Source organism: Candidatus Thiodiazotropha endoloripes, assembly GCF_001708965.1.
Classification (GTDB): domain Bacteria; phylum Pseudomonadota; class Gammaproteobacteria; order Chromatiales; family Chromatiaceae; genus Thiodiazotropha; species Thiodiazotropha endoloripes.
This window is the reverse complement of the sequence record NZ_LVJW01000003.1, coordinates 744322-771247: the sequence shown is the minus strand read 5'-3', so window position 1 is coordinate 771247 and position 26926 is coordinate 744322. Positions and strand designations below refer to the sequence as shown.

Below are 26926 nucleotides of genomic sequence, written 5' to 3'. Positions count from 1 at the left end.
ACCGATGCAAAATGCTGATTCAGCTTGTTGGCGAATTGCAGACCTGACCCAGAAGTTATCAATTATCAATAAAAAACAGATGCGAGTTACCATTCTCCTGAAATTGATGACATTTTATCACTCCATTTATCAATTCCATCAGACCGGCTCTGATATGAACCAGCATTGCTGGTCTAAAAAAAGCGCCGTTGAATAATGTTCAATAAAAACAATTTTTTATTGTCACTCTTGCTACTGTTTGGACCGCAGGTTCACGCCGTACATGATGAGAAACTTGACCATTTTCTCTCCCTCAGTCTGGAAGAGTTGATGGAACTGGAAGTTACGATCTCTACCGATACAAAGCAGACACTCGCGAAGGCTCCCTCTGCAGTAACCGTGATTACCGAAGAGGATATTAAGGCAACCGGAGCGACAAATCTTGTCGACATTCTTGAGAGTGTTCCGGGTATTCACATCAGAGCCAATCAGTTTGGTTTTCGCCCACTGATACAGATAAGAGGCGCCACAGCCACCCAGACTCTGTTAATGGTCAACGGAGTCTCAATGCGTGATCTGTTGTGGGGCTTTGGTTTCTTCTGGAAAGGCATGCCAATCAGCAGTATCGACCGTATTGAGATTATTCGTGGCCCTGGCTCTGCTCTGTTTGGTGCCGACGCCTCGGCTGGTGTGATTAATGTCATTACCAAAGCAGCCGGCAAGGTCAGCCATAACGAAGTTGGTGTGCGTAGTGGCAGTTTTGATACGGATAACGGTTGGATGCAATATGGTGACACTCTGAATGGTTTTGATATCGGGTTGACTATGGATTTTTACAATACCGACGGTCACGACCCCCAGATCAATACTGATGCCCAATCGATCTCAGACAGTCGATCTGATACCAATGCCTCACTCGCACCGGATAAGGCCCAATATGGTTGGAAGAGTGAAGAGATCCGTTTTTCCGCTGCATACTCAAACTGGCGACTGAATCTTGACTATGCCAAGCATAACGAAATCGAAACCGGCATGACCGGACTTGGTGTGCTGGACCCAATCACCAAAGCCGATGACAAACGGATCAACGCAGACCTCTTTTACAATGACAGTCAACTCCACCCACACTGGATTGTCGATGCAGAATTACGTTTTCAGGACTACAGTTACTCTTCCGGTGACGGCTTCCAGGAACGCCCCCCGGGCGCCCTGTCAGAAGCAAACACATCCGGAATAATCAACCAGATGCGTTCAGCTGAGCGCAGAATCTCCGCAGAAGCCAGTGGCCTCTATCGTGGATTTCAGGGGCAATCCATTCGCCTGGGGACCGGTTACATCTGGCAGGATCTCTATCGGGTAGAGCAGTACGTCAACTCCGGATCCGGGGCTGATGGTAATGAAATCCCACTTGGTAGTGGACTGGTTGACCTCAGCGATACACCTTACGCATTTTCACCGGAAAAGAGACGTAAGATCTATTATGTTTTCGCCCAGGACATCTGGCAACTGGCTACTGACTGGGAACTGACTGCCGGAGCCAGGTATGATCACTACTCAGACTTCGGTAACACTTTCAATCCACGTCTTGGCCTGGTCTGGCAAAGCACTGATCGGCTGACAGCCAAACTCTTTTATGGTCGAGCATTCCGCCCCCCATCATTTCAGGAGCTCTATGCCAGTACCTCTAATGCCCTACCCAATCCAGAGTTAAAGCCTGAACGCTCTGAGACCTGGGAACTGGCTTTCTCTTACAGACTCTATTCGAATCTGAATTTGGCGTTGAATCTGTTCCGCTACCAGCAGACTGATCTGATTGACGATGTAAAAGAACCGGGGGATACAGTCGGTACCTTTACCAATATCGGTGAGCACACCATTCATGGCATTGAGCTGGAAGCCAAATGGCAACTGACAGACAACCTGAGGCTATCCGGTAACTACACCTTTCGGGATCAGGACGACAGTGCTTTTCGTGCGTTCGATCAACCGGAGCAGGATGCCTATCTACGAGGCGATTGGTTTTTTCTTGATCACTGGAACTGGAATCTTCAGTTCAACTGGATCGGCGAACGCGAACGGAGAGCAAACGACAGCCGATCCACACTTGATGACTACCTGATTGTCGACACAACATTCAGATACTTTCCGGGTAAGAACTGGGAGTTTGCCACTTCAATTCGAAATCTTTTCGATGAAGATGCAAGAGAGTACACCAGTCCGAACATTCCTGAAGGCCTACCTCTACCGGAAAGAAATTTTTACGCAGAGATCAGATACAGATTCAACAACTGATCCTACAAGCGACATTCAACAATAGCCAAATAAAAGAGTTAAACCACACAATGAACAAAACTCACAAATCCAAGGCAAAAGCCAGTGCAAACCTTACGAATGACCCACAAAGAGTGAGGCTAAACTTATTCACTGGAGGCGCAGTCGTTAAATCTGTATCACGAAACGACCATCTGTCAAACCAGCCTCCATTTTGCAATCTGTTTCACTCACCTTTTACAAAGCACATAAAAGTAATGACCGAGTTTTGATTCTGAGATGGTCGCTAGCAACTAAATAACGAATAGCGCTTTAAAGTGGATTGAAATCGTGGCAACAAGGCTGTTGACCTTCATAACTATGGTGATGTTTTCATTGTTCGCAATGACAACCTCTGCTGCCCAGGACTCTGAGCTGGAGGCAGCTCTATTAAAAACAGTATTTATCTACAATTTTGCAAAATTCACCCGTTGGCCTGAGAATCAATCAAAAACCGTACAGGATGCCTTAACAATATGCTCGATCGGCGAAGACAATTTAACCAACAACCTGCCGAAACTGGCCGGCCGGGTGCTACGAGGAAAACCAATCAAGATTGTTAAGGTCAATGATGAATCAGACCTGAGTATCTGCCATGTACTCTATCTTGCAGAATCAACACAAAGCCGCATTCAGGAAGTCTTGCAGTCGATCAAGATGAAACCAGTTTTAACAATCAGTGAAATGGACCGATTCAGTCAATATGGCGGAATGATCGAACTGACACAGGATCGGGATAAACTTCGTTTCATCATCAATCTCAACAACACGCAATCATCCGGCTTAAGGCTCAGTTCACGACTACTTGATCTAGCTACAATTATCAATGATGAGGCTGAGCAATGAACCTACTGCGCAATGCTTCTATCAAGCAAAAAATTGAAGCCATTATTCTGGCCACTGCAGCCTCTGTACTATTGCTCAGCCTGTTTCTATTTATGGTTTTGGAAATCACCTCAACACGCGATGAAACAGTTTCGCGGCTACACACACTGGCCAGGGTCTTAGGTGCCAACAGTAGCGCAGCTATCACTTTTCGTGACGATCAGGCTGCCGAAGATATTCTCTCAACCCTTGCCACACAAAGCGATGTTGTCAGCGCAAAAATACTTAATCTGAATCGAAAGGCTTTTGCAGAATACCTGAGCAGATCAAATACTCCTGAGAAACAGCAGACCGATGCTCCCAATAGCTCTTTTCTGCCCTTTGGGTTGATAGAAGTCGAAGAACCAATTGTTCTTGATGATGAGCTGATCGGCTATTTCGTTATCGTTGGTGATATGAGTAATGCCCGTTCAGTATTGATTCAACAGGCACTCCTGATACTTGGTGTTTTCATTATCTCCATGCTTTTTGCAGTACTGCTCTCAAGTCGATTTCAAAAAATCGTCTCTGCTCCAGTCAAACAACTGTTAACCACCATAGAAGCAATCACAGCTGATCACGATTTCAGCCGCCGTGCGATACGGGTCAGTAATGATGAGTTGGGTACACTGGTCGACGAGTTCAACATCATGCTGAATAAAATCGAGCAATATGACCGGGACTTGAACGCATACCAACAGGACCTGGAACAAGTGGTGGCAGAACGCACTCAGGAGTTGGAATGGGCAAAAGAAGGTGCAGAGGCTGCAAGTCAGGCAAAAAGTGATTTTCTGGCGACCATGAGCCACGAAATTCGCACCCCAATGAGCGGTGTCATCGGCTTTGCTCACTTGCTAGAGAAAACTGAACTGGATGATCAACAAGCGGACTATCTGCGTATTATCACCAGCTCCGCAAACTCCCTGCTTGACATCATTGATGACATTCTTGACTTCTCAAAAATGGAAGCCGGCAAGATAAAGCTGGAGAACAGTAATTTTGTACTGGAATCGATGATCAAAAGCGTCCAGGTGTTATTCACTCCCAAAGCACTGGAGAAGGGACTGAAACTGGTCACCTATGTGGCCCATGACATCCCCCCCGTTCTGTATGGCGATTCAACACGTTTAAGACAGATTTTAATCAACCTGATCGGTAATGCCATCAAGTTTACCGACCAGGGTCAGGTTACCATCAACATTGAGAAACAGCGGCAAAAAAACGACAGAATTGCCCTCGCCATCAAAATCCGTGATACCGGAATCGGTATTGCACAGGATCAGCAAGAGCAACTTTTTAAACCGTTTCAGCAAGCCGACGGTTCATTGACCCGACACTATGGAGGTACCGGTTTGGGTCTGGTTATTGCCAAGCGCCTGGTCCATCTGATGGGCGGCAGTATTTCTCTCAAGAGTGCTCCCGACAAGGGATCAGAGTTCACCATCACCATCTACCTATCGCTTCCTCAGAAAGAGAAGATGAAGGATATATCAGTCATCGATCACTCAGATGATGTGAAAGCTCAATCATTGGAGCCTCACGGTTCACTGCTCAATGATATGAGGATCCTGGTCGTAGACGATAGTAATGTCAATCTGATGCTGGCCAAGACACTACTGCTCAACGAAGGTGCGGAAGTGGTGGCCGTATACAGTGCCATCGAGGCAATGGAGAAAATCTCTGAAATCAATTTCGATCTGATTCTGATGGATCTCGAGATGCCCATTATGAGCGGTATCGACGCGGCCATACAGTTGAGACAGCCTAACTCAGCCACGGAAAACATACCGATCATTGCAGTTACCGCCCATGTACTGCCTGAAAAACGCAAGGAGGTGACCGATGCGGGAATGAATGACCTTCTACCAAAACCCTACCTGCCTGAGCAGTTATACGGCATCATCGCAAAATGGTGTAAAAAAATTAACTATCAAAACTCAAACGGCCAATGGAGCCATAGTCCACAAGCGGGCAATCACATTTATGACCGTGATACAGCCCTGGCAAGTGTGGCTGGGAACGAACAGACTGCTCGTCTGATTCTGAAAGATTTTTTAGCCATGCTGCCGGAAATATCCAGCGACATCCGGCAGGCTTCGCTGAAAAAGGATAAGTCCGCTCTCTATCAGGCGGTGCACAAATTGGCCGGATCTGCGAGCAATAGCGGAGCCACATCGATCCATGCCAAAGCAATGTACCTGAAGTCGATCATGAAACGAGAAAATCAACCGGAAGCACTGATTGACGATGAGCTGTTGGAGCTATTGGCTCATGTCGAGAATTTTGTAAATCATTTCAAAGTCTGAGAGAGAGCCGTACCAAGCCCGCCTCATAGCGGACTCCTTCTCCCGGAAGGAGAAGGAGTTAAAATGATTATACCGGCTGTTCAGAGATCACCTATGCTTGTTCTGATGCGCATATCGATCGTGATAGATCATATAGCGCTCCAGATCATTGTGCTTGTACTCCCAGATCCTGTCACTGAGCCTGTCGAGTTTGCCGGACAGGCGTTTGAACTCCTTTCGGGAAAGATAGCCATCCTCTTGATACTCTCGAGACAATCTTCTAATTTTTCTGTATTTTCTGTTTAACTGCTTACTCTCCTTGTAGGTCAGGCTGTGTTGATCAACACCCCGCTGTATGCGTCGATACTGACGATCCAAACGCTGATCAATTCTTTCCGTCCACTCTTGATCGCAAACTCTCTGTCGATCCGTATGGCCAGCCAGGGTTGGACCGGTGACGATCAGGCTCAATGTCGCGGCAACAACCATTTTGTGGATTGCGTTCATCAGATGTCTCCTGTGATCTTTTGCTCTGTTTCGAGTTCAGCATAATCGGGGCTTACTGAACGGAAACTGAACAGACCGGGGATCCTACGGTTTCAGTGAACCACGCCTCACTGGCAAGATTGGGACTAGTATGCCGGTCACCTATTCGATATGCTTTTTCTGAACGATTGTTTGATTTGATGCGGAATTCCCGCGAGATAGGTTAGGGCCTATAACTCTAATGAAGTTCTCTATAGTTTCACTGCTTTGTAGCTGTCTACTCTGTGTCAGTATGTCTGCCCATTCCGAGACCCGTTACGTCACTGACGAACTGAATCTATCTCTCTACGAGTTGATCAATTCAAAAGGGAAGCTTCTAAAACGTCTCAAAAGCGGAACTGAGCTGGAGTTACTCAGTGAAGAGGGGTTTTTCGCCGAAGTAAGAACGAAGGACGGCATAGTCGGTTGGACCAAAGCCGGTTTTTTAATCAAATCCAAACCTGCCCGTACGCTTGTGATCGAGCTGACAGCTGAAAATAACGAGCTCAAGGAGAGTTTGCAGGCTAAGGGGCAACAGCTCAGTGAGGCGGAAAAGTTGCTCAACAACCTGAAAAGCCAGGAACAGCAAACCAACACCGAGTTACAGGATCAGTTGGAAAATACAGAGGGAATCGTCGCGGCACTGGATCGTATTCAGCAGGAGAACGAGAGTCTCAGAGCGCAACAGGGGGAGTTTGGAACAATGCTCCCATTGAAATGGGGGCTGATCGCAACCGCGGTCACCTTCCTTTTAGGCATAGTCGCCGGGATTGCTCTGTTCGATTATCGCAGCCGCAGACGCCATGGTGGTTTCAGAATCTACTGATCCCCCCAGGGCCTGTTAACAATCGATCGCGTATTTCTTCATCCTGTAGAGCAGGGTATCCCGTGTTAGACCAAGCAGACGAGCGGCCTTGCTGCGATTACCCAGGGTTTTGGAGAGGGCCTGTTCAATCAGGTCGGCTTCCAGCTGATCCATGCTCAACCCCTGATCCGGCAGGACAAAACCGCCTTCATTGACCGCACTCCGCTTTACCTGACTGCGGAACTCATTCGGCAGATTTTCAACTTCGACTCTTCTGCCTGAGAAGAGAATCAGCATACGTTCAGCGAAATTCTTCAATTCACGAACATTTCCAGGCCAAGGATAGGAGTTCAAACTCTTCAACACCTGGCGGCTATAAACCGGTGCACGCAGATTGTAGCTTTTGGAGAGTTCAAAGGTTAGCCCGTTGAGCAACAACTCCATATCCCCGGAACGTTCACGCAGGGGTGGCAGCTCCAAAGGAACCACATTCAGACGATAGTAGAGGTCACTCCGGAATGTTCCCTCATCAAGGGATTTAGAGAGGTCACGATTGGTTGCGGCAATGATTCGCACATCGACCCGCTGGTTATTGGCCCGACCAACCATCTGGCATTCACCAGTCTCAAGAAAGCGCAGCAGCTTTGCCTGCACGTTGGTGGGCAATTCACCGATCTCATCCAGAAACAGGGTGCCACCCTGTGCGGCCTGGACCTTTCCCATACTGTCAGAGGTTGCGCCGGTATAGGCTCCTTTGCGATGTCCGAACAGCTCACTCTCAGCCAGCTGGGTGGGCAGTGCGGCACAATTCACAGTAACAAAGGGCTTGTTGCAACGACGACTGTTTTCATGCAGTGCCTGAGCCAGCAACTCCTTGCCAGTGCCACTTTCACCCGTCACCAATACAGTTGCATCTGTCGCAGACACAATTCGCATGGCACGAAGCAAGGTTTGAAATTCCGGGGCCTTTCCGATCATATCCATCTCCTCTACAAGCCGGTCTATTCTAAAACACTTTTTTGCGTGAGGAAAATGACAATGACCAAATAGACAGAAATAACGCCAACCGGCTGAAAATAGAGTCATTCACATCCAAATAATAGGAAAAAGAGTTGTTTTCAGCAGCTAATTATAGAGTTCGCGGACAATCTCCAGAAATCGTTTGGCCTGGGGCGATAGAAACTTACCCCGTCTGAGCACGATGCCGTAGCTCCGATCGGGGAAATAATCACCCAAAGGAATGGTGGCCACTTGCTCCTCACCGGTCAGACAGACATCGGTGACAATCGAGATACCAAGACCAATCTCCACATATTTTTTGATTACTTCCCACCCCCCCGCTTCGAGGGTTACGTTATAACTGGCATTGTGCTGCTTGAACACCAGGTCGACCATCCTCCAGGTGCTCAAGTGGTGGGGTGGCAGTATCAAACCATAGGGGCTGATATCATGCAGTCGAATTTGTTCTTTTTTAGCTAAAGGATGATCCTTAGGCGTAATCAGTACCGGTGCATAGTTGACCACCGGTTGATAGGTTACGTCATCCGGAATCTCGATCATCGAGCCAATCGCAAGATCGGTCTCATCCGCCCTGAGCATGGCCATTCCGTCACGTCCGGTAACATTGTGCAACTTCACCCGAATGCCGGGATAACGCTCAGCAAAGCGGCGAATCGGCTCAGGCAGAATGTAGAGAATGGTGGACTCCCCAGCGGCAATATTCAATTCACCGCTCTCCAGTTTTCCGCAGGAGGCGGAGAAGGTCTCCTGCAGTTTGTCCATACCCTCGACCAGGGGCTGAGAGAGCTTGTATAGGGTCTCACCTTCCGGTGTGAGTTTGATCTTCGGTCCCCGCCGCTCAAACAGAACGGTCTCCAGCTCCCTCTCCAGGGCTTGTATCTGCAATGAAACGGTGGGTTGACTCAAATAGAGTCGTTCTGCAGCTTCGCTGATGGATCCTGTTTGTGCCGCATGGCAAAAGGCCCTCAACTGCTTGAGTCGGTTTTGTTTATAATGAATTTGTGGGGTGCCAGCCATTTTCGTCACTCGAAGCATTAATATTTCCAATACTAGATGGAGAGTGCGTTAATATCAACAATAAATACATATTTCATTAATACCTGCTCATCGAATCTATGAACTAAATTGTCACTTTGAGAATTTAAAAAACCGAAGCGAGATAATTGAAAGAGGTCACTATGGCACACCGAGAGCTTAGTCAGGATCCCATGTACCAGCTGCTGAAGCATGGTCAGATCGAGGAGTTCAATGAACGGAGGGCAGCAGGCGAGGAGTGCAGCCTGGAGAGTGCAGACCTGCGCGGTGTGGACTTGAGAACCCTGGATGCCAGAGGGCTAAACATGGCTGACGCCTATCTGCGTCATGCTGATCTGCGAGGGGTGGACTTGAGACAGACGATACTTGAAGGCGCGAGTATCAATAGTGCAAAGATCTCAGGAACCTACTTCCCGGCATCCATTTCGGCTGCAGAGATTACCCTGTCACTGGTACACGGCACCCGGATCAGGGTCAGAGGATAATTCAATTCTCGGAATCGAGCTGAGCCAGGATATTTCTGGCCACCATGCGCTGATCTGAATTACCATCCTGGAGGATCTCATAGAGTAGTTCCCTGGCCTGTTCCACTTCTCCAGCTGCCCGATATTGCTGCACCTGCTGGAGCTTTGCCTCTACTGGGTCCTGGCCCTGCACCGACTCAGCCGGAGGACTCTCCTCATCGGCTTCGATGGCATCCAGCTCCGCTTCCATCTCATCATCGGTCATGGGGACGAATCGATCGGGATCTACATAGTCCTGGGCTGGATCGATATCACTCCCAACAGGTGATTCGGTTGTCTCCAGTTGCGTCTCTTCCACAGCCTCTGGCGTGGTTTCGACGGCTGCTGTCTCGGATTCCTCATCCGGTTTCTTAACGAATCCCTTGGAAAAGATCACACCCAGCTCGAACAGCACCCACATCGGCAGTGCCAGCAGGGTTTGTGAGATCACATCAGGGGGTGTGAGGAACATTCCTACAACAAAGGCACCAACAATCACATACGGGCGCTTGTGGCGCAGCTTTTCCGGTGTGGTGATGCCAAGCCACACCAGAATGATGGTGGCAATAGGGACTTCGAAAGCCACACCGAAGGCAAAAAACAGGGTCATCACAAAATCGAGATAACTGCCCATGTCGGTGGCCACTTCAACCCCTTCAGGGGCGGTTCCCGCGAGAAAGGTGAAGACCAGGGGAAATACCGCAAAATAGGCAAACGCCATACCCAAATAGAACAGCAGCGTACTTGAGACCAGCAGCGGCACCACCATACGTTTTTCATGGCGGTAGAGTCCCGGCGCCACAAACGCCCAGAACTGAGAAAGGATGAACGGTATGGCGATGAAAATGGCCAGCTGAAGACTCAGCTTGAAAGGGATCAGAAACGGATCGATGGGCTTGGTGGAGATCATGGTGCTGCCTTCCGGCAGGGCGGCACGCATCGGCCCGGCAATCGCACTATAGAGATCGTTGGCGAAGGGAAACAGCACTGCGAAAACCACCAGCACAGCCAGCACCATACGCAGTACCCGGTCGCGGAGTTCGATCAGGTGCGAGACCAGCGGTTGCTCTTGATTGGTGGTTTCTGGTGAATTGGGTGCCGACATCTATTCTGCTTGATTCGGTTTTTTATTTTGCGGAGCCTGTGTGGAGTCCATCTCATCCCGGGCCGCTTCAATCTGGCTCTCCGTACGCTGCTTGAACTGGTTCAGATCCTGTTTTGTCTCTTCCAGTATCTCATGCACGGGATTGGCCATTTTGGCCTGCTTATCGAGGATCTCCTTCAGCTCTTCCGCTTTGATCTCCTGATCGATATCAGCCTTTACATTGGCGACGAAACGTCGGCCACGACCGAGCCAATGACCGACGGTACGGGCCACTTTTGGTAAACGTTCGGGACCGATAACGATCAATGCAACCAGTGCAATGATCGACAACTCCCAGAAACCGACATCAAACATGCTGTTCTCTAGTCAATGCTTGGGTTGCAATCCGGGCTCAGTGTTTCTCACGCTCTTTCGAGGTAACTTCACCATCCACAACAGTTCCGGACTCGGACTGTTCGATCTGCTCTTTGGCCTTTGCCGACTCTTTCTCACCATCTTTCATGGCGCCCTTGAAGCCTTTGATAGCGCCACCCAGGTCAGAGCCGATGTTTTTCAGCCGTTTGGTTCCGAACAGCAGCAGGACAATCGCCAGGATAATCAACAGCTGCCAGATACTGATACCACCAAAACCCATAATTTTCTCCACCTCCGGACTAGCCGGTTTCATTTGAATGTAGCGCGTTTATTAGACCTGATCAGTCTCTTCGCGCCTATGTCTATTCAGGAACAGCCCCGGAATGATACCTAAGAGTGCTCTCTCATACTATTGAGACAACAAACAGCCTCTCTTATGAGACCGATTTGCCCCGTTGGGCCTTCTCTTCCAGCCCGGAAAGTCCAAAACGCCGCTGCAACTCCTGCAGCACCAGATCGGGCGCCAGCCCCTGATGTGCCAGCAGTACCAGGGTATGAAACCACAGATCCGCGATTTCATAGACAATTTTTTCTGCATCCCCGTCCTTTGCCGCCATCACAGTCTCGGTCGCCTCTTCGCCGATCTTTTTCAGGATCCCGTCGAGACCTTTGTCATAGAGCTTGGCCACGTAGGAGCTATCCGGCGCCGCCTGCTTACGCTCTTCGAGTACCTGTGCCAGTTGTTGCAGTAGATCACTCATGCCTCAGCTCACTTATAAATCTGCTTTGGATCTTTCAGTACCGGCAGTATCTCCTGCCACTGATCGTCCTGCAATTCCCGATAGAAACAGTTGTGTCTTCCAGTATGACAGGCAATTCCACCCTTTTGCTCAACCTCCAGTAACACCACATCCCCGTCACAATCGAGGCGTATTGCATGAACAACCTGCTGATTTCCAGACTCTTCCCCCTTGTGCCAGAGTTTTTTTCGCGATCTGGACCAATAGACCGCATGACCGGTCTGCCTGGTCAGGGTCAGCGCTTCAGCGTTCATCCAGGCCATCATCAGTATCTTGCCGCTGCCCCGCTCCTGGGCAATCGCCGGCACCAGGCCATCCTGATCCCACTTAATCTGCTCGAGCCAAGTCATTGCCTTACCTCGACACCCTGTTGATCCATAAACTGTTTTGCCTCACCGATGGAGTACTCAGCAAAGTGAAAGATACTCGCGGCCAATACCGCATCAGCACCGCCTTTTTTGACCCCATCCACCAGATGCTGCAGCTCTCCGACACCTCCGGAAGCAATCACCGGGATTGGCACTGCCTCAACGATCGCCCGGGTCAGTTCATTATCGAAGCCGATTTTGGTACCGTCACGATCCATACTGGTAAGCAGAATCTCTCCCGCGCCATAGTCACTCATCCGCTGTGCCCATTCGATGGCATCCAGGCCGGTAGGCTTGCGTCCGCCGTGGGTGAATATCTCCCATTTCAAGGGTTCACCTTCGGCACTGACCTTTTTCGCATCGATCGCCACCACGATACACTGGGAGCCGAATCGATCGGTAGCCTGCTTGACGAACTCCGGGTTGAATACCGCTGCGGTGTTGATGGCGACCTTATCCGCGCCTGCGTTGAGCATCCTGCGGATATCGTCCTCAGTGCGTATCCCGCCCCCAACCGTCAGAGGGATGAAGACTTCACTGGCCACCTGTTCAACCACATGAACGATGGTCTCCCGGTTGTCGGAACTGGCGGTGATGTCGAGGAAGGTGATCTCATCCGCCCCCTCTTCGTTATAGCGCCGCGCCACCTCTACCGGATCACCGGCATCCCGTATATCGACAAACTTTACCCCTTTCACCACACGTCCTGCATCGACGTCGAGACATGGAATAATTCGTTTCGCTAGCATTCCGGTAGACCCTTGTTATGAACCCGTCAGTTGATCGGCGAGGCGCTGTCCTTGTGCCAGATCCAATGTACCTTCATAGATCGCCCTGCCGGTGATTGCACCCATGATGTTGTCAGTTTGCGCCTGGCAAAGGGCCTCAATGTCACCAATATCGGTGATGCCACCCGAGGCGATGACCGGAATCGTGATCGCGTTGGCCAGATCCCTTGTTGCTTCCACATTGGGCCCGCTCATCATGCCATCCCGACCGATATCGGTATAGACAATCGCAGAGACCCCATCATCCTGAAAGCGCCGGGAGAGTTCGGTCACCTCCTGATCGGTCACCTCCGCCCAGCCATTGATCGCCACCATACCCTCTTTGGCATCCAGGCCGACAATCACATGACCGGGAAATTCCCGACAGGCCCGGGTGACGAAATCCGGCTCTTTGACCGCCTGGGTTCCTATGATACAGAACTCCACTCCAGCCTTCAGATAGGCCTCGATGGTGGCTTCGTCACGTATCCCACCACCCACCTGTATCGGCAGATCCGGGTACGCGTTGGCAATCTCACGAATCGCACCACCATTCACCGGCTCGCCGGCAAAAGCGCCATTCAGATCCACCAGATGGAGCCTTCTCCCTCCAGCCTCAACCCATTGGCTTGCCATCAGCAAGGGGTTGTCGGAAAACACGGTATCGTCTTCCATACGGCCCTGGCGTAAGCGCACACATTGGCCATCTTTAAGGTCTATTGCAGGTATTAACAGCACAAGCGGTATCCTGATTGATTGGTTACTTGATTCAGCCTATTCCAGCCCAGCCGGGTGAGTAGGATTTCATTGATTCCAGTTGACGAAATTCTTCAGCAGACGCAGGCCGTCATCCGCACTCTTTTCCGGATGAAATTGGACGGCAAACAGATTCTCCCGGGCAATGGCGCTGGCAAAACTGACCCCGTAATCGGTCGTTGCTGCTATCAAGTCCTGCTGCTGTGGATCGACATAATAGCTGTGTACAAAATAGAAACGGCTATCCTGATCGATACCCTGCCAGAGAGGGTGATCGGTCTGTCGGTTGACTCTATTCCAACCCATGTGCGGGATCTTCAACGCCTCGCCATCCGGAGCCACCCCACCGGGAAAGTGCCTTACCTGACCGGCAAACAGTCCCAGCAGTTCGGTGCCACCATTCTCTTCACTCTGTTCGAGCAGCACCTGCTGCCCCATACAGATACCAAGAAATGGCTTACTGTTGGCTGCCTCCAGAACCGCCCGGTTGAGATGGTGACCGGAGATTGCCGCCATGCAGTCCCTGGCAGCACCCTGCCCGGGAAAAACCACCCGGTCAGAATTTAGAATCAACTCAGGATCATCGGTAACCAGTACCTCATCCTGAGCAGAAGCGACATGCTCAACCGCTTTTGCGACTGAGCGCAGATTTCCCATACCGTAGTCGATAACGGTGATACGCTGTGACATCTTGATACCTGTGAAGCGTTTCTTTACAGAGTGCCCTTGGTCGAGGGTATTTGCTCAGCCATGCGTGGATCCGGTTCCAGCGCAAAGCGCAACGCCCGACCAACTGCCTTGAAGATCGTCTCGGCCTGGTGGTGCGCATTGGTGCCACGCAGGTTGTCGATGTGCAGGGTGATACCCGCATGGTTGACCAGCGCCTGAAAAAACTCCTGAAACAGGTCCACATCGAACTCGCCGATTCGGGCACGGGTGAACGCCACTTCATAGATCAGCCCCGGTCGTCCGGAAAAGTCCACGACCACCCGTGACAGGGCCTCATCAAGCGGCACATAGGCATGGCCATAGCGCCGAATGCCCTTTTTATCACCTACGGCTTTTGACAGCGCCTGCCCCAGGGTGATACCGATATCCTCCACCGTGTGGTGGGCATCGATGTGCAGATCGCCCTTGGCAACCACCTTCAGATCGATCAATCCGTGGCGCGCTATCTGATCCAGCATGTGATCGAGAAATGGCACACCGGTATCAAAATCCGATTCCCCACGACCATCCAGATCGAGCGTGATGCTGATCTGGGTTTCCAGGGTATTGCGCTCAACCTGCGCGGTACGCTGCATAGCTAAAGACTCCGATCAATGAATGCCATGGTCAACAGGGTGATGTTCCCATCCCCCCGATCAAACCGCTTATTCTAGAGAAAATCGGAGAAAATGACAGTATTGAAGCTGATTCAGCCACCAATCGGCTCGGCAGATCAGAATAACTCCGCCTCAACCTCCAGGTAGGCAAGACTGATATGGCGTCCCACATTGCGATCGAAATCGACCCAGTCATGAAACCCGATCAGACTTTGGCTCACCGCTTCACTCATCTCAAAATCGCTCATACCCTCTTCATAATATTTCGCCACCTCGGATTTGAGCCGGGAGAGGTACTCCCGGTAGCGTAGCGGAACCTCTCTGCCACCGGTCTGCCCGTGGCCAGGAACAAAGCGCTCGGCGGAGGTCGCCAGCGCCATGTCGATGGCTTCGATGTTGCCCCGAAAAGTCGCACTGTCCATCTGGCCCAGGCGTTTGCTCATCACATTGTCGCCGAGGAAGATCACTTTCTGCTGCGGCAGTTCGAGCATGATATCTGAGTGACTGTGGGCTTTGGGCTGGTAGTGAATCCTGATGTTGACACCTGCCAGTTTGATCTCCTCACCATGGGCAGCGGACCGATTGGGCGGTACCTCCACTGTTCCCTTGACGGCGCCATCGGTCATTCTCATGAGGGTTTGCATGAAGCTCCTGCCCTCTCCCTTCTCCACCAGTTTACGCATCGTCTCATGGCCGAAGATCAGGACCTCTGGGTAGGCTTCCCTAAACGCCTGATTGGCGAACCAGTGATCCCCATGAATGTGCGTATTGAACACCGCGACCACCGGCAGATCACTGACCTTGGCAATCTGACGCAGTACCATTTCACCGATCTGAACGCTGGACCCCGGATCAACCACCAGAATACCCTGTTCACCCACGATAAAGGCCGGATTGTTGATAAAACCCTGATTCTCCACCGAGGGCACCCCCAGAGGACCGTGAATGACATAAACCCCCTTGGTGATCTCATCTGCCGTATAGTCCGGTACGGCAGCACCCCGCTCAGCGAATACAGCGAGAGAATGGAAAAGAAAAATCAGCAAGATGCTCTTTAATATCAGTTGTTTCATGGTGATAAGTGTTCTGTTATGGATTTTTTCTTGTGTCGCGTCCCGCCCATGGCAGAGGCACGCATTGGCATTGGTCAGCGGAGTAGATTGTGACCGGGCCTGGTAGCGATTAAAACAGTGGAGTCAGTATGGTTGTCAGCTGTTCAACCAGAAGGTCACAGGACCGTCGTTGATCAGCTCCACCTGCATGTCCGCGCCGAACACACCGCAGGCAACCTGATTGTGATGGTCTGCCGCCTGCTCTGACAGATAACTGAACAGTTCCTTACCAAGCTGTGGCTCAGCAGCAGTGGAAAAACCGGGGCGCATCCCTTTGCGGGTATCGGCAGCGAGTGTGAACTGGGGAACCAACAGTAAACCGCCGGCTATCTCACTCAGGCTCAGATTCATCCTACCCTGCTGATCGGGAAACACCCGGTAACCGAGCAGCCGTTGCAGCAAGCGATCCGCTCTGCTCCGGTCATCCCCTTTCTCGACACCAACCAGCACCACCAAACCTGTACCGATCTCTGCCACGGACTCTCCATCGATCAATACCCGTCCCTGTTTGGCCCTCTGCAGCAGCCCGATCATCCGAGCAATCTCGCGAAATGCCGAGTGGCTTCCACCAGTGCGCTGCGAATACCCGATTCTGTCGCAGAGTGACCTGCATCCGCGACAATTTTCAGTTCACTATCGGGCCAGGCCTGGTGCAACTCCCAGGCAGACTTCATTGGACAGATCAGATCATAGCGACCCTGCACAATCGTCCCGGGGATGCCGGCAAGTTGTGTTGCCTCTTTCAGCAGCTGATCAGGCCGCAGAAAGGCATGATTGACAAAATAATGGGCTTCGATTCGCGCCAGACTGAGGGCCGTATGGGGTTCTGAAAAAAAACCGACCACAGACTGATTGGTCAGTAGGCTGGAGGTTCTGCCCTCCCAGACTGACCAGGCTTTGGCCGTTGCCATACGGGAGATCTCATCACTACCGGTCAATCGCCGGTAGTAGGCATGCAGCAGATTATCTCTCTCGTGCTGAGGTATCGGTGCGACAAAATCCTCCCAATAATCGGGGAAAACCCAACTCGCACCTTGCTGATAAAACCACTCGATCTCCTGGTCCCGACAGAGAAAAATGCCTCTCAGGATCAGCCCCGTAACCCGCTCAGGATGGGCTTGAGCATAGGCTAACGCAAGGGTTGAGCCCCAGGATCCACCAAACAGCAACCATTTATCTATCTTCAGCGCTTCACGGATTCGTTCAATATCTGCAACCAGATCCCAGGTCGTATTATCCTGCAATGAGGCATGGGGTGTTGAGCGACCACTACCCCGCTGGTCAAAGAGTACGACCCGGTAAAGATCCGGGTCAAAAAACTGCCGATGGTAAGGTTCACAACCGGCACCCGGCCCGCCGTGTAAAAAAAGCGCAGGGATACCGGCAGGATTACCCACCTCTTCAATGTGGAGATGGTGGTGATGATCAACAGCAAGCCGCTGTAACTTATAGGGTTCTATGGCTGGATAGAGGTCATTCATAATCGATCTGTTAAGTGTAAGAATCACCCTATGCTCTGACAAGACAATTCTTACGTGTTGCCGGTTAATTTTCCCACTTCAATAGGCAGAACTTTATGCCAAGATATTCCCGTCATCATCAAGGAAGAACTGGCTTGTAGCACACAAAGTAAACCATGGACAGGTTGCTTAGCAAAACAAGCTGATGACAGAAAGCCCAACGCAGGGATTGCAGTTGGGCTTTCACTTTTTAAACGAGTGAAACTGGCAATCTTGATCACCACCGGTAGCAGATATTAAACCAGTGGGTAGAGCCCATGTAGGAAAATTCTTACACGCCAACAGGATGATTCTTACACAACAAGGGTAACATTTCCCAATTCAATTCGAGAGATTCCGTGTCATGATTTAATTGTCGTCAATCAAGGACGTGTTACAGGACAAGCCACAATGGATGGTAGATGGACGAGGAGCTTTGCCAACCAAGCCGATGACAACCAAGCCCAACTGCAAGGATTGCAGTTGGGCTTTTTCATTTCACCTATTTACCCCTCCCAGCAAACAGAGTCGGATCTCGCTAATGCAGATACCACCGCCCGACTGTCAAACACCGTAGTTGTAAAGTAAGAATTTTCTTACGGCCATAAGAGAAAAATCTCACACTTAAACTGTGAATATTCCCATGTTCACTGTAAAAAAATGTGTCAAAATTCAGTTGTCGTCATCAAGGACGTCTCTAAAGGGAAAACTTCGAAAAGGATTTTGCAGGGAAGGGAAGCTTAGCCAACCAAGCCGACGACTGTAAGCCCAACTGCAAGGATCGCAGTTGGGCTTTTATCTTTTCAGGCCAAAGAAATCCGATCCGCTTCGATGGTTCCCAACAAGTTCAGACATTGCATCCAAGCTCTGCATACCACCTCACAAAGCGAAAATAAAAACCGTCTGCAGAGATGCGATGCAAGAAAAAATCCACCGAGAGATAGAGAATTCTGCCAACTCTGTTTGATTATGACAGAAATGGGTCAATTTCCACAAATTTGACACATATTTTAACCTTAATTTTCAATAGGTTAGCTTGTAGGAAAAATCTTACAGCTCATTGAGAAAATTCTCACATGCAGATGGTGCGTATTCCCACAGTAAATGTAAAATTATGTGTCAAAATATGATTGTCGTCATCAAGGATGTTACTTCAGGGATTATTAGCAAAGGATTGCACAAGGAAGAAATGCTTAGCCAACCAAGCCGACGACTGTAAGCCCAACCGCAAGGATTGCGGTTGGGCTTCTTCTTTTGTATGAATGGACGATCACCCACACGAGCATGGATCTCGACAACCGAGCCTGCTACTCCCGGGAAGCCCTTTTTCGTTCATGCTCCTTGAGGTACTTCTTACGGATACGAATCTCCTGGGGTGTGACCTCCACCAGTTCATCGTCTTCGATGAATTCCAGCGCCTGTTCCAGACTGTACTGTAGTGGCGGTGTCAGGATAATGGCGTCATCCTTGCCGGCTGCGCGTATATTGGTCAGTTGCTTACCCTTCAAAGGATTGACCACCAGATCATTATCCCTGGCATGTATCCCCACGATCTGTCCCTCATAGACTTCATCACCCGGTGAGCTGAAGAGTCTGCCCCGTTCTTGCAGATTAAAGAGGGCAAAGCCCAATGATTTTCCCTGACTGTTTGAGATCAGCACGCCATTTTTACGCGGCGCGATACCCCCATGCTGGGCTGGACCGTAGTGGTCGAAAACGTGGTAGATCAGTCCGGTACCTGAGGTGCTGGTCATGAACTCTGTCTGAAAACCGATCAATCCCCGGGAGGGTATGATGTAGTCGAGCCGCACTCTTCCCTTGCCATCCGGCACCATATCCTTGAGCTCACCTTTGCGAGCGCCCAGGGCCTCCATGATCGTTCCCTGGTGGTCCTCCTCCACATCCACGGTCAACTGCTCGTAGGGTTCACATATCTCACCGTCGACCTCGCGGAAAATCACCTCGGGGCGGGAGACGGCCAATTCGAATCCCTCCCGCCGCATACTTTCAATCAGTACCGAAAGATGCAGTTCACCTCGTCCGGAGACTTTGAATTTCTCAGGATCCGTCCCCTCCTCGACACGCAACGCAACGTTGTGTATCAACTCCCGCTCAAGCCGCTCCTTAAGCTGCCTCGAGGTCAGGTATTTACCCTCCTTACCGGCAAAAGGCGAGGTATTGACCTGAAATGTCATGGAGACGGTTGGCTCATCCACCGTCAGTGGGGGCATACTCTCCACATTGTCAGGATCACACAGGGTATCCGAGACGTTCGGTGCTTCCATACCGCTGATGGCGATAATGTCTCCCGCTGACGCCTCATTGACTTCAAATCGCTCAAGCCCCAGATAGCCATAGACCACACCTATTTTGGCCCGATGCTGCTCTCCGTCGTACTTCACCACCATCACTTGCTGATTGGGCTTGATGCTTCCCCTGGTCACTCGACCAACTGCGATGGCACCAACATAACTGTTGTAATCGAGATTGGAAATCTGCATCTGGAAAGGCGCTTCAGGATCCACATCTGGCGCAGGACAGTGGCTGACTATGGCTTTGAACAGCGGTGTCATGTCACCTTCTGTGATATCGCTTTCCAGACCTGCATAACCACCCACCGCCGAGGTGTAGACAATCGGAAAATCGAGCTGATCATCAGTGGCGCCAAGTCGATCGAAAAGCTCAAACACCTGATCGATTACCCAGTCCGGACGGGATCCGGGTTTATCAATCTTATTCACCACCACGATGGGTCGAAGGCCGTGCTGAAAAGCCTTCTGGGTTACAAACCTGGTTTGCGGCATCGGGCCCTCCTGGGCATCCACCAGCAGCAGTACCGAATCGACCATCGAGAGCACCCGCTCCACTTCACCACCGAAATCCGCATGTCCGGGGGTATCAACGATGTTGATACGGTAGTCGGTCCAGCGGATTGCGGTATTCTTGGAGAGGATGGTGATACCCCGCTCCCGCTCCTGGTCGTTGGAATCCATCACTCGTTCGACCTTGCCGAATCGTTCTCCGAGCGTACCGGACTGTTTCAGCAACTCATCCACAAGGGTGGTTTTGCCATGGTCAACGTGAGCGATTATGGCGATATTTCTAAGATTCTCGATCATCGGGGTGGTCCGCAAACAAAAATGAGGGCGGATTATACCCATGATTATGGGATTGGTTCTCTTTATTTAATTTATTATTGAAATACAACGAGTTGTTTCAACAATTAAAAACAATAGAGAGAAACTATTGTCAACTTCTTTTGATTACGAAACTTTCAGATTTACCCACAGCTCCTGTGGATAACATTGTTGATAAACGCTGAAAATGTCTGCCCAGGCCAGTAAATTCGGGACCAGACATTAAATCGTAAAAAAATTGAACAGTTACATATATCAATTATATTTCAATAGCTTACATTCTACACAGCGTATAATAAAATTGCCTGCCAAGGTCTGTCAGGGTCTCGATCGGGGAGTTTAGAGGGATTGTGAACAGATTCGATTTCAGCCCGTCAAGAGTTTGACTCGGATTCCAATACCCCTATTTTAAGCATTGTTTTTGAATCATCCGCCCAGGGTCATTGCGGGGGTGAGTTCAACCTGAAGGGGGAAGCTGAATCGATCAGCTTGGATCGAAATGTGAATTAAGAGATGAGAATAATCTAATAGATTTGAGTGCTTCTAGAGCTTGCACTTGAACCAAATAATAGCCAGGATAGTCAGACACGCAACAGCACAGGCATGAATAAAGCCTGGATCGATGACTAAGTCCTCTGATACCTAAGTGCTGAATAACAACTAACACAGCCTAAAGTAGTAGAAGTTAATGAACTCATCCGTCCTTGCTCCATTACGCGAGCACTTGGCTACGCGAGTAATCGGCCAGACCAGTTTTATCGATAGCATGCTGATCTGTCTATTGAGCAATGGCCATCTGCTTATCGAAGGCCTCCCCGGACTTGCCAAGACCACGGCGGTCAAAGCTCTGGCAGAAGCGATTGAAGGCGACTTCCACCGCATTCAGTTCACTCCCGACCTGCTGCCTGCCGACCTGATCGGCACCGATATCTATCGCCATGAAAAAGGCGAATTCGAGTTTCGTCAGGGCCCTCTGTTCCATAACATTCTGCTTGCAGACGAGGTCAACCGGGCACCGGCCAAGGTTCAATCCGCCCTGCTGGAAGCGATGGGTGAACATCAGATCACCGTTGGACAGACCACCTATCAACTGCCAGAGTTCTTTATGGTGCTGGCCACCCAGAATCCGGTTGAACAGGAGGGTACCTATCACCTGCCGGAGGCCCAACTCGATCGTTTTCTGATGCAGGCGAACGTGGAATATCCGGACCGAAACGAAGAACTGCAGATTCTGGAACTGGATAATGCCCAGCAACAGCAGAAACCAACACCACCGAGTAATCCACTCAGCCAAAAGGAGCTTTTCGCCATTCGCCAGGAGGTGAACAAGCTCTATCTGGATCCAAAACTGAACAGTTACATCGTCGACCTGGTACAGGCGAGTCGAAATCCCCAGGCCTATGACAAGGATCTGACCCGCTGGTGTCGCTTCGGTGCCTCACCCCGCGCCAGTATTGCGCTGGCCCGTTGTGCCCGTGCGCGAGCCTGGCTGGATGATGAGGAGTTTGTTGCGCCACATCATATCCAGGCGGTTGCTCCAGCCATTCTTCGGCATCGCATTCTGCTCACATTCGAGGCAGAGGCGGAAGGCATTACCACAGATGATTTCCTATCCCGTCTGCTGGACATGGTCGCCATCCCGTAACGGCTCATCCTGCAACCTGTATGAGTCTCCATCCCCATATTGATGACCTGCTCGAACTGCGTCACCAGGCCCACACCCTGGGGCTGGCCTCTCACCATTTGGTGAATACCAGTTTCAGTGGACTCTATGCCTCTGTGTTTCGCGGTACCGGCCTGGACTTCGAAGAGGTGCGGGAGTATCGGCAGGGAGATGATATTCGCAATATGGAGTGGAATGTCACCGCCCGCACCAACGTACCGCATATGAAGATCTTCCGCGAAGAGCGGGAACGCAGTGTGGTGCTGTGTATCGATCGGGGGCCGCATATGAGTTTTGGCACCCGCGGCACATTCAAATCGGTACAGGCTGCCAAAGCGGCGGCCCTGTTGGGCTGGGCCGCATCACGTCTGCATGATCGGGTCGGCGGTATGCTGTTCGGCGATCTGCAACAGGGTATGCAGTACTTTCAACCGACCAAGGACCGGCGCGCCTTATGGCGACTGTTGCACGCCCTCACCCATGAAGGCACACCCAATCAACCGAACCAGGACTGCCTGTCGGAAGCCCTGCAAAGGGCCGACAAAGGCACCTCAACCGGCTCTCTGATCTTCGTCATCGCCGACCTGAACCGTGAAGTCATGGGACTACAGCAAACCCTGGGGCGTTTATGCCAACACCATACGGTGGTGCTGATACCGGTGGATGACCCGGCCGACAGGGAGCTTCCGGAGATGGGCCGGGTTACCTTTGTCGGCCCGGACGGGAATGCCATCGAGATCGACACCCGTGACCGGGGGGCCAGATCGCGCTATGCGGAGACCTGGCAGAAACATCGCAATGAATTAAACGCCATGGCCAGCGGTCTGGGCATCACCCTGATGCCGATCACCACCAATGAAGAGATACACCTCACATTGACCCGTGGGCTGGCGAAACACTTCGGTCGGCACTGATGGATCCGTTACGCGACATTCGAGGTATTGATACGGTCTCCTGGTGGCCTCTCGCCCCGGGCTGGTGGCTGCTTCTGATCGGTATCGCACTGTTGGTGCTATTGGTCTGGTGGGCCATCCGCAGACGCAGACTCTACCCTCTGGGCCGCTGGCAACAGGATGCCCGGCGCCACCTGATCGACCTGAAACGTCGCATCAAACAGGAACCTGCAAAACCGGTTGCCAGCGATCTCTCCGAACTGCTCAGGCGTATCGCGATCGCCCGCTGCGGTCGAAGCATGACCGCCTCACTCACTGACGAAGCCTGGCTGGCGTGGCTGCAGCGCAATGACTCAAGTGGATTCCCCTGGCAGGAGAAGGGACGGCTGCTGCTCGAGCTCCCCTATGCGCCTCCCGACCGCTCAGCCGACAATGAGACTCTCGTGCAGCTGATCGACGCGGCGATCCACTGGGTCAGTGAGGATGCCTGCCATGTTTGAGTTTCACTGGCCCTGGATGGCGCTTCTTCTGGTATTGCCACTGCTGGTCAGGCTCTTCTGGAGGCGACCTGCTACAGAACAGTTTGAAACGGTGGAGGGTCTGCAGGCCACCCTGTTGCACCCAAGCCTACTCCATCTGGAAGCCGCCTTTCAGACCAAACGTCCAAAGGTACCGCTCAGCAAACGGCTCTATCTCGGACTCCTCTCCCTGATCTGGCTATCTCTGGTATTGGCCATGATGCGCCCGCAATGGCTTGAACCCTATACCGAAAACCGCACAGCAGGTTACGACCTGATGTTACTGGTGGATGCCTCGCACTCGATGAATGCCCTGGATTTTACCCTCGATAAGAAACAGGTCAGTCGAATGCAGGTAGTCAAAGGCGTGGTCTCCAAATTTATTGAAGGGCGCCAGGGCGACCGAGTCGGTCTGGTGATTTTCGGTAGCCGCGCCTATGTCCTCTCTCCCCTCACCTATGACCGGAAAGCAGTTAACAGTCTGCTTCAGAATGTGGTGCCGCGCATTGCCGGGGATGGCACAGCCATTGGCGATGCCCTGGGACTGGGCGTGAAAAAACTGCGGGAACGCCCGGCCGGCTCACGAGTACTGGTCCTGATAGCGGATGGGGAGAACACAGCCGGTACCATCCCCCCTTTGCGCGCGGCTGAACTGGCCGGTCAGGAACAGATCCGTATCTACAGCATCGGTGTGGGCAGTAACAAAAAACGCATCCCCATCAAAGAGAATGGCCGCATCGTTACCCGCACAGACCTGAATTTCAATGAACAGGCGATGCGGGATATCGCGGAAGCCGGGGGTGGTGCCTACTTCCGCGCCACCGACACTGAGGCCCTGGAGAAGATCTATCAGAAGATCGATGAGCTGGAGAAGACCGAGGCGGAATCCCGCACTGTCTATGTCCCCCAGCCTCTCTACCACTGGCCGCTGTCTGCAGCCCTGCTGCTGTTGCTGATCCTGGGAATCTACCCGGAGGGCAGGCAACGGCAGCTCAAGGGAGGCGGCTATGTCTGAGGGTGTATTCCATTTTGCCAGACCTGAATGGCTGTTTGCCCTGCTTGGCATTATTCCGGTTTTGGCCTGGCTGATTTTCAGTGTGGTTCGTCCCCGAAAAGGCCCGTTTCACCGCTATGCCGATGAGCATCTACTCCCCCATCTGGTCGGTATCCGGGAACTGAGCGTGAATGAACGATGGAGCCGCTTCATCCGTTGGGCACTGTTGTGGCTGTTTCTGATTGTTGCACTGGCAGGCCCCCGTTGGGATTTCAAAGACATCCAGGCATTCTCGCCGACTAATGACCTGGTCGTGCTGATGGATATCTCCCGCTCGATGAATGTCGCTGACACCCCACCTTCACGACTTGCCAGAGCCCGCCAGGAAGTCCAGGACCTGGTGATGCTGAATGATCAGTTGCGCATCGGTATGATCGCCTTTGCCACAGTCCCCCATGTGATCTCGCCGATTACCGAAGACAGCCAGAGTATTCTGGCGGCACTGCCTGCCGTAACCTCGGAACTGGCCAACCTGCAAGGCAGTCGCCTGGTTGCGGCCATGGAGCGGGCCGAACAGCTGTTCAGCAGCGACTCCCTGCAGAACAGCCGCACGATTCTACTCATCAGTGACGGGGATTTCGTCGAGCCGGGGCTGATTAAACAAGTGGAAGCCATGAAGGATCAGGGGATCATACTGCATACCCTGGGCATTGGCACCGGCGGCGGCGGACCGGTCCCGGCGCGCATTGGACAGAGCGACCTGATGCGGGACAACAATGGGAAAGTGATCGAATCGAAACTCAATCAACCTCTGCTGCAGCGTCTCGCACAAGCCGGCGGCGGGCAATACCTGGAGGCCGATTTTCGTGACCAGGACAGCCGTCGGATACTCGACCTTTCCAGCATTGACTCAGGCACGCCGAGCCAGACCCAGGAGAAGACGAGAATATGGAATGAACGTTTCTACTGGTTGCTGGTACCTTTGCTGCTTTTGCTGCTGCCCTACTTTCGCGTTGTAGCGCCCGGGAAACAAACACCATGAGCAGGCGCTACTCGGTTTTACTCCTGCTCTGCTATGCCGCACTGGTGGACGCCGACTGGTTCCTGAACCAGGAGCAACAGGCCGCAGAGAACTATCAGCAGGGTCTCTATGAAGAGGCAGCCGAGGGGTTTCTGGACCCCTATCGCCGAGGCGTGGCCAACTACCGGACCGGTGATTACGAAAACGCGATCAAAGACTTCAAACAGGTTGAACGGGAAGAGGTCAAGCTTGATGCCCAATACAACCTGGGGAACAGCCACTACCGGATGGAGGAGTTTGAGCAGGCCGTTAAAGCCTATGAATCCGTTCTCCAGGAAGATCCGGAGCACGAAGATGCCAGACACAATCTAGCGCTCGCCAGGGATAAGCTGGTCGAAGAGCAGGAAGAGGAGGAAGGGGAAGAGGAGCAGGAGCAGCAGGAGCAGGAGCAACAGGAGCAGGAGCAACAGGAGCAGGAGCAACAGGAGCAGGAGCAACAGGAGCAGGAGCAACAGGAGCAGGAACAACAGGAGCAGGAACAACAGGAGCAGGAACAACAGGAGCAGGAGCAACAGGAGCAAGAACAGCAGTCTTCAGGTGAATCGGAAGAGCAGGAAGAAGAGCAGTCATCCTCTGGAGAACAAGAGCAGGAACAACAACAGAGCGGCGACCAGGATGAGCAGAGTGATTCCCAGTCGGGCGAGGAAGAGGAAGAGCAGCAGCAGGAACAGCAAAGTGAGTCATCGGACGAGCAGCAGGAGACCGGTGAACAGGACGAGTCACAGGAGCAGGAGTCCGATCAAGGTGAGGAGCAGGAAACCGATTCCCAAGCGCGTGGAGCCAAGGACAGAGAGGAGAGCCTGGAAGGTGATGAAGAAGAACAAAACAGTGAAAGGTCTGCTAACCTCAATAGACCGGATAACGATAAAAACAGAAGCCGATCACAGGAGAGTCTCGGTCAGCAACAGAAAGATCCCGAGTTGAATCCTGACGACCCGCAAAATTCCGAGGCCGTCGATCAGGTAGACCAACAGGAGAGCCCCGAATCAGAAGAGGGTCAGGATGAAACCGAGGGAGGCGAAGAGAAAAGCGGCCCCCGGAGCAAGCTCAATCCACTCATGGAGCAGTGGCTGGATCAGGTTGAAGGCGATCCAACCCAACTGATGCAACAACAATTCAAACTGGAAGAGTACAACTATCTGCGCAGCCGTGGAGGCCGGGACAGAGAAACCAGACCCTGGTAGAACAAGGGGGAGGCACTATCGACATCGTCAAGCTCGCATTAAGC

27 protein-coding genes are annotated in these 26926 nt (G+C 51.7%); 11 read left to right on the top strand and 16 right to left on the bottom strand.

Annotated features, from left to right (window positions below):
• Positions 1–219: 219 nt before the first annotated feature.
• The 3 genes from A3193_RS03560 to A3193_RS03550 all read left to right on the top strand — a co-directional run bounded on the left by A3193_RS03560 (position 220) and on the right by A3193_RS03550 (position 5459).
• Entirely contained in the window at positions 220–2271 is a 2052-nt protein-coding gene (locus A3193_RS03560; protein WP_162272512.1) for a TonB-dependent receptor plug domain-containing protein, read from the top strand.
• Positions 2272–2580: 309 nt separating this feature from the next.
• The gene (locus tag A3193_RS03555) at positions 2581–3135 is read left to right on the top strand and encodes a TOL_0243 family YfiR-like periplasmic protein (protein WP_141694627.1); all 555 of its coding nucleotides are present in this window, start codon (positions 2581–2583) and stop codon (positions 3133–3135) included.
• A complete protein-coding gene (locus A3193_RS03550; RefSeq protein ID WP_069014093.1) occupies positions 3132–5459 on the top strand; it encodes an ATP-binding protein in 2328 nt (775 codons plus the stop codon). Before A3193_RS03555 ends, A3193_RS03550 begins: the two co-directional genes overlap by 4 nt.
• A gap of 87 nt (positions 5460–5546) precedes the next feature.
• On the opposite strand, the gene A3193_RS03545 is transcribed toward A3193_RS03550, so the two are convergent.
• Positions 5547–5945: a hypothetical protein gene (locus A3193_RS03545; protein WP_069004789.1), complete on the bottom strand. Its 399-nt coding sequence runs from the start codon at positions 5943–5945 to the stop codon at positions 5547–5549.
• Between the two features lie 271 nt (positions 5946–6216).
• On the opposite strand from A3193_RS03545, the gene A3193_RS03540 reads away from it, so the two are divergent.
• Positions 6217–6789: a TIGR04211 family SH3 domain-containing protein gene (locus A3193_RS03540; protein ID WP_069004788.1), complete on the top strand. Its 573-nt coding sequence runs from the start codon at positions 6217–6219 to the stop codon at positions 6787–6789.
• A gap of 15 nt (positions 6790–6804) precedes the next feature.
• Here A3193_RS03540 and A3193_RS03535 read toward each other — a convergent pair whose 3' ends face one another.
• Positions 6805–7752, bottom strand: a complete 948-nt coding sequence (locus tag A3193_RS03535) for a sigma-54 interaction domain-containing protein (RefSeq protein ID WP_069004787.1) — start codon at positions 7750–7752, stop codon at positions 6805–6807.
• Between the two features lie 141 nt (positions 7753–7893).
• Positions 7894–8805 carry a LysR family transcriptional regulator gene (locus A3193_RS03530; protein ID WP_069004786.1) on the bottom strand — a complete coding sequence of 304 codons (912 nt, stop codon included), beginning with the start codon at positions 8803–8805 and terminating at the stop codon, positions 7894–7896.
• Between the two features lie 161 nt (positions 8806–8966).
• Between A3193_RS03530 and A3193_RS03525 the strand changes: the two genes are divergently transcribed.
• Positions 8967–9308 carry a pentapeptide repeat-containing protein gene (locus A3193_RS03525; RefSeq protein ID WP_069004785.1) on the top strand — a complete coding sequence of 114 codons (342 nt, stop codon included), beginning with the start codon at positions 8967–8969 and terminating at the stop codon, positions 9306–9308.
• Position 9309: 1 nt separating this feature from the next.
• Here the strand turns inward: A3193_RS03525 and tatC are convergent, their stop codons facing one another.
• The 13 genes from tatC to typA all read right to left on the bottom strand — a co-directional run bounded on the left by tatC (position 9310) and on the right by typA (position 20531).
• Entirely contained in the window at positions 9310–10431 is a 1122-nt protein-coding gene (tatC, locus tag A3193_RS03520; protein ID WP_069004784.1) for a twin-arginine translocase subunit TatC, read from the bottom strand.
• A complete protein-coding gene (gene tatB, locus A3193_RS03515) occupies positions 10432–10785 on the bottom strand; it encodes a Sec-independent protein translocase protein TatB (RefSeq protein ID WP_069004783.1) in 354 nt (117 codons plus the stop codon).
• Between the two features lie 37 nt (positions 10786–10822).
• Entirely contained in the window at positions 10823–11065 is a 243-nt protein-coding gene (gene tatA / locus A3193_RS03510; protein ID WP_068988630.1) for a Sec-independent protein translocase subunit TatA, read from the bottom strand.
• 154 nt (positions 11066–11219) lie between these two features.
• The gene (locus tag A3193_RS03505) at positions 11220–11546 is read right to left on the bottom strand and encodes a phosphoribosyl-ATP diphosphatase (RefSeq protein WP_069004782.1); all 327 of its coding nucleotides are present in this window, start codon (positions 11544–11546) and stop codon (positions 11220–11222) included.
• 8 nt (positions 11547–11554) lie between these two features.
• Positions 11555–11935, bottom strand: a complete 381-nt coding sequence (gene hisI, locus A3193_RS03500) for a phosphoribosyl-AMP cyclohydrolase (RefSeq protein ID WP_069004781.1) — start codon at positions 11933–11935, stop codon at positions 11555–11557.
• Positions 11932–12702, bottom strand: a complete 771-nt coding sequence (gene hisF / locus A3193_RS03495) for an imidazole glycerol phosphate synthase subunit HisF (RefSeq protein WP_069004780.1) — start codon at positions 12700–12702, stop codon at positions 11932–11934. The genes hisI and hisF overlap by 4 nt, the downstream gene beginning before the upstream one ends.
• Before the next feature lie 15 nt (positions 12703–12717).
• Entirely contained in the window at positions 12718–13458 is a 741-nt protein-coding gene (gene hisA, locus A3193_RS03490; protein WP_069014092.1) for a 1-(5-phosphoribosyl)-5-[(5-phosphoribosylamino)methylideneamino]imidazole-4-carboxamide isomerase, read from the bottom strand.
• Positions 13459–13524: 66 nt separating this feature from the next.
• Positions 13525–14166: an imidazole glycerol phosphate synthase subunit HisH gene (gene hisH, locus A3193_RS03485; protein WP_069004778.1), complete on the bottom strand. Its 642-nt coding sequence runs from the start codon at positions 14164–14166 to the stop codon at positions 13525–13527.
• A 23-nt stretch (positions 14167–14189) separates the two neighbouring features.
• Positions 14190–14780 carry an imidazoleglycerol-phosphate dehydratase HisB gene (gene hisB, locus A3193_RS03480; RefSeq protein ID WP_069004777.1) on the bottom strand — a complete coding sequence of 197 codons (591 nt, stop codon included), beginning with the start codon at positions 14778–14780 and terminating at the stop codon, positions 14190–14192.
• A gap of 137 nt (positions 14781–14917) precedes the next feature.
• Positions 14918–15874, bottom strand: coding sequence for an MBL fold metallo-hydrolase (locus tag A3193_RS03475; protein WP_083218544.1), 957 nt, complete (start codon positions 15872–15874; stop codon positions 14918–14920).
• Between the two features lie 135 nt (positions 15875–16009).
• On the bottom strand, positions 16010–16447 hold the full coding sequence (dtd, locus tag A3193_RS03470) for a D-aminoacyl-tRNA deacylase (RefSeq protein ID WP_069004776.1): 438 nt from the start codon (positions 16445–16447) through the stop codon (positions 16010–16012).
• On the bottom strand, positions 16444–17394 hold the full coding sequence (gene pip / locus A3193_RS03465; protein ID WP_069004775.1) for a prolyl aminopeptidase: 951 nt from the start codon (positions 17392–17394) through the stop codon (positions 16444–16446). The genes dtd and pip overlap by 4 nt, the downstream gene beginning before the upstream one ends.
• Positions 17395–18719: 1325 nt before the next feature.
• Positions 18720–20531, bottom strand: coding sequence for a translational GTPase TypA (gene typA / locus A3193_RS03460; protein WP_069014091.1), 1812 nt, complete (start codon positions 20529–20531; stop codon positions 18720–18722).
• Positions 20532–21237: 706 nt separating this feature from the next.
• Between typA and A3193_RS03455 the strand changes: the two genes are divergently transcribed.
• From A3193_RS03455 to A3193_RS20245, 6 genes are read left to right on the top strand one after another with little or no spacing between them, the layout of a single operon-like run.
• Complete coding sequence (locus tag A3193_RS03455) at positions 21238–22194, top strand: AAA family ATPase (protein WP_069014090.1); 957 nt, start codon at positions 21238–21240, stop codon at positions 22192–22194.
• Positions 22195–22214: 20 nt separating this feature from the next.
• Positions 22215–23126 carry a DUF58 domain-containing protein gene (locus tag A3193_RS03450; protein ID WP_069004772.1) on the top strand — a complete coding sequence of 304 codons (912 nt, stop codon included), beginning with the start codon at positions 22215–22217 and terminating at the stop codon, positions 23124–23126.
• Positions 23126–23605 carry a DUF4381 domain-containing protein gene (locus tag A3193_RS03445; RefSeq protein ID WP_069004771.1) on the top strand — a complete coding sequence of 160 codons (480 nt, stop codon included), beginning with the start codon at positions 23126–23128 and terminating at the stop codon, positions 23603–23605. The genes A3193_RS03450 and A3193_RS03445 overlap by 1 nt, the downstream gene beginning before the upstream one ends.
• On the top strand, positions 23598–24638 hold the full coding sequence (locus A3193_RS03440; protein WP_069004770.1) for a VWA domain-containing protein: 1041 nt from the start codon (positions 23598–23600) through the stop codon (positions 24636–24638). The genes A3193_RS03445 and A3193_RS03440 overlap by 8 nt, the downstream gene beginning before the upstream one ends.
• Positions 24631–25659 carry a vWA domain-containing protein gene (locus tag A3193_RS03435; protein ID WP_069004769.1) on the top strand — a complete coding sequence of 343 codons (1029 nt, stop codon included), beginning with the start codon at positions 24631–24633 and terminating at the stop codon, positions 25657–25659. Before A3193_RS03440 ends, A3193_RS03435 begins: the two co-directional genes overlap by 8 nt.
• Complete coding sequence (locus A3193_RS20245) at positions 25656–26882, top strand: tetratricopeptide repeat protein (protein WP_069014089.1); 1227 nt, start codon at positions 25656–25658, stop codon at positions 26880–26882. The genes A3193_RS03435 and A3193_RS20245 overlap by 4 nt, the downstream gene beginning before the upstream one ends.
• Positions 26883–26926 lie beyond the last annotated feature (44 nt).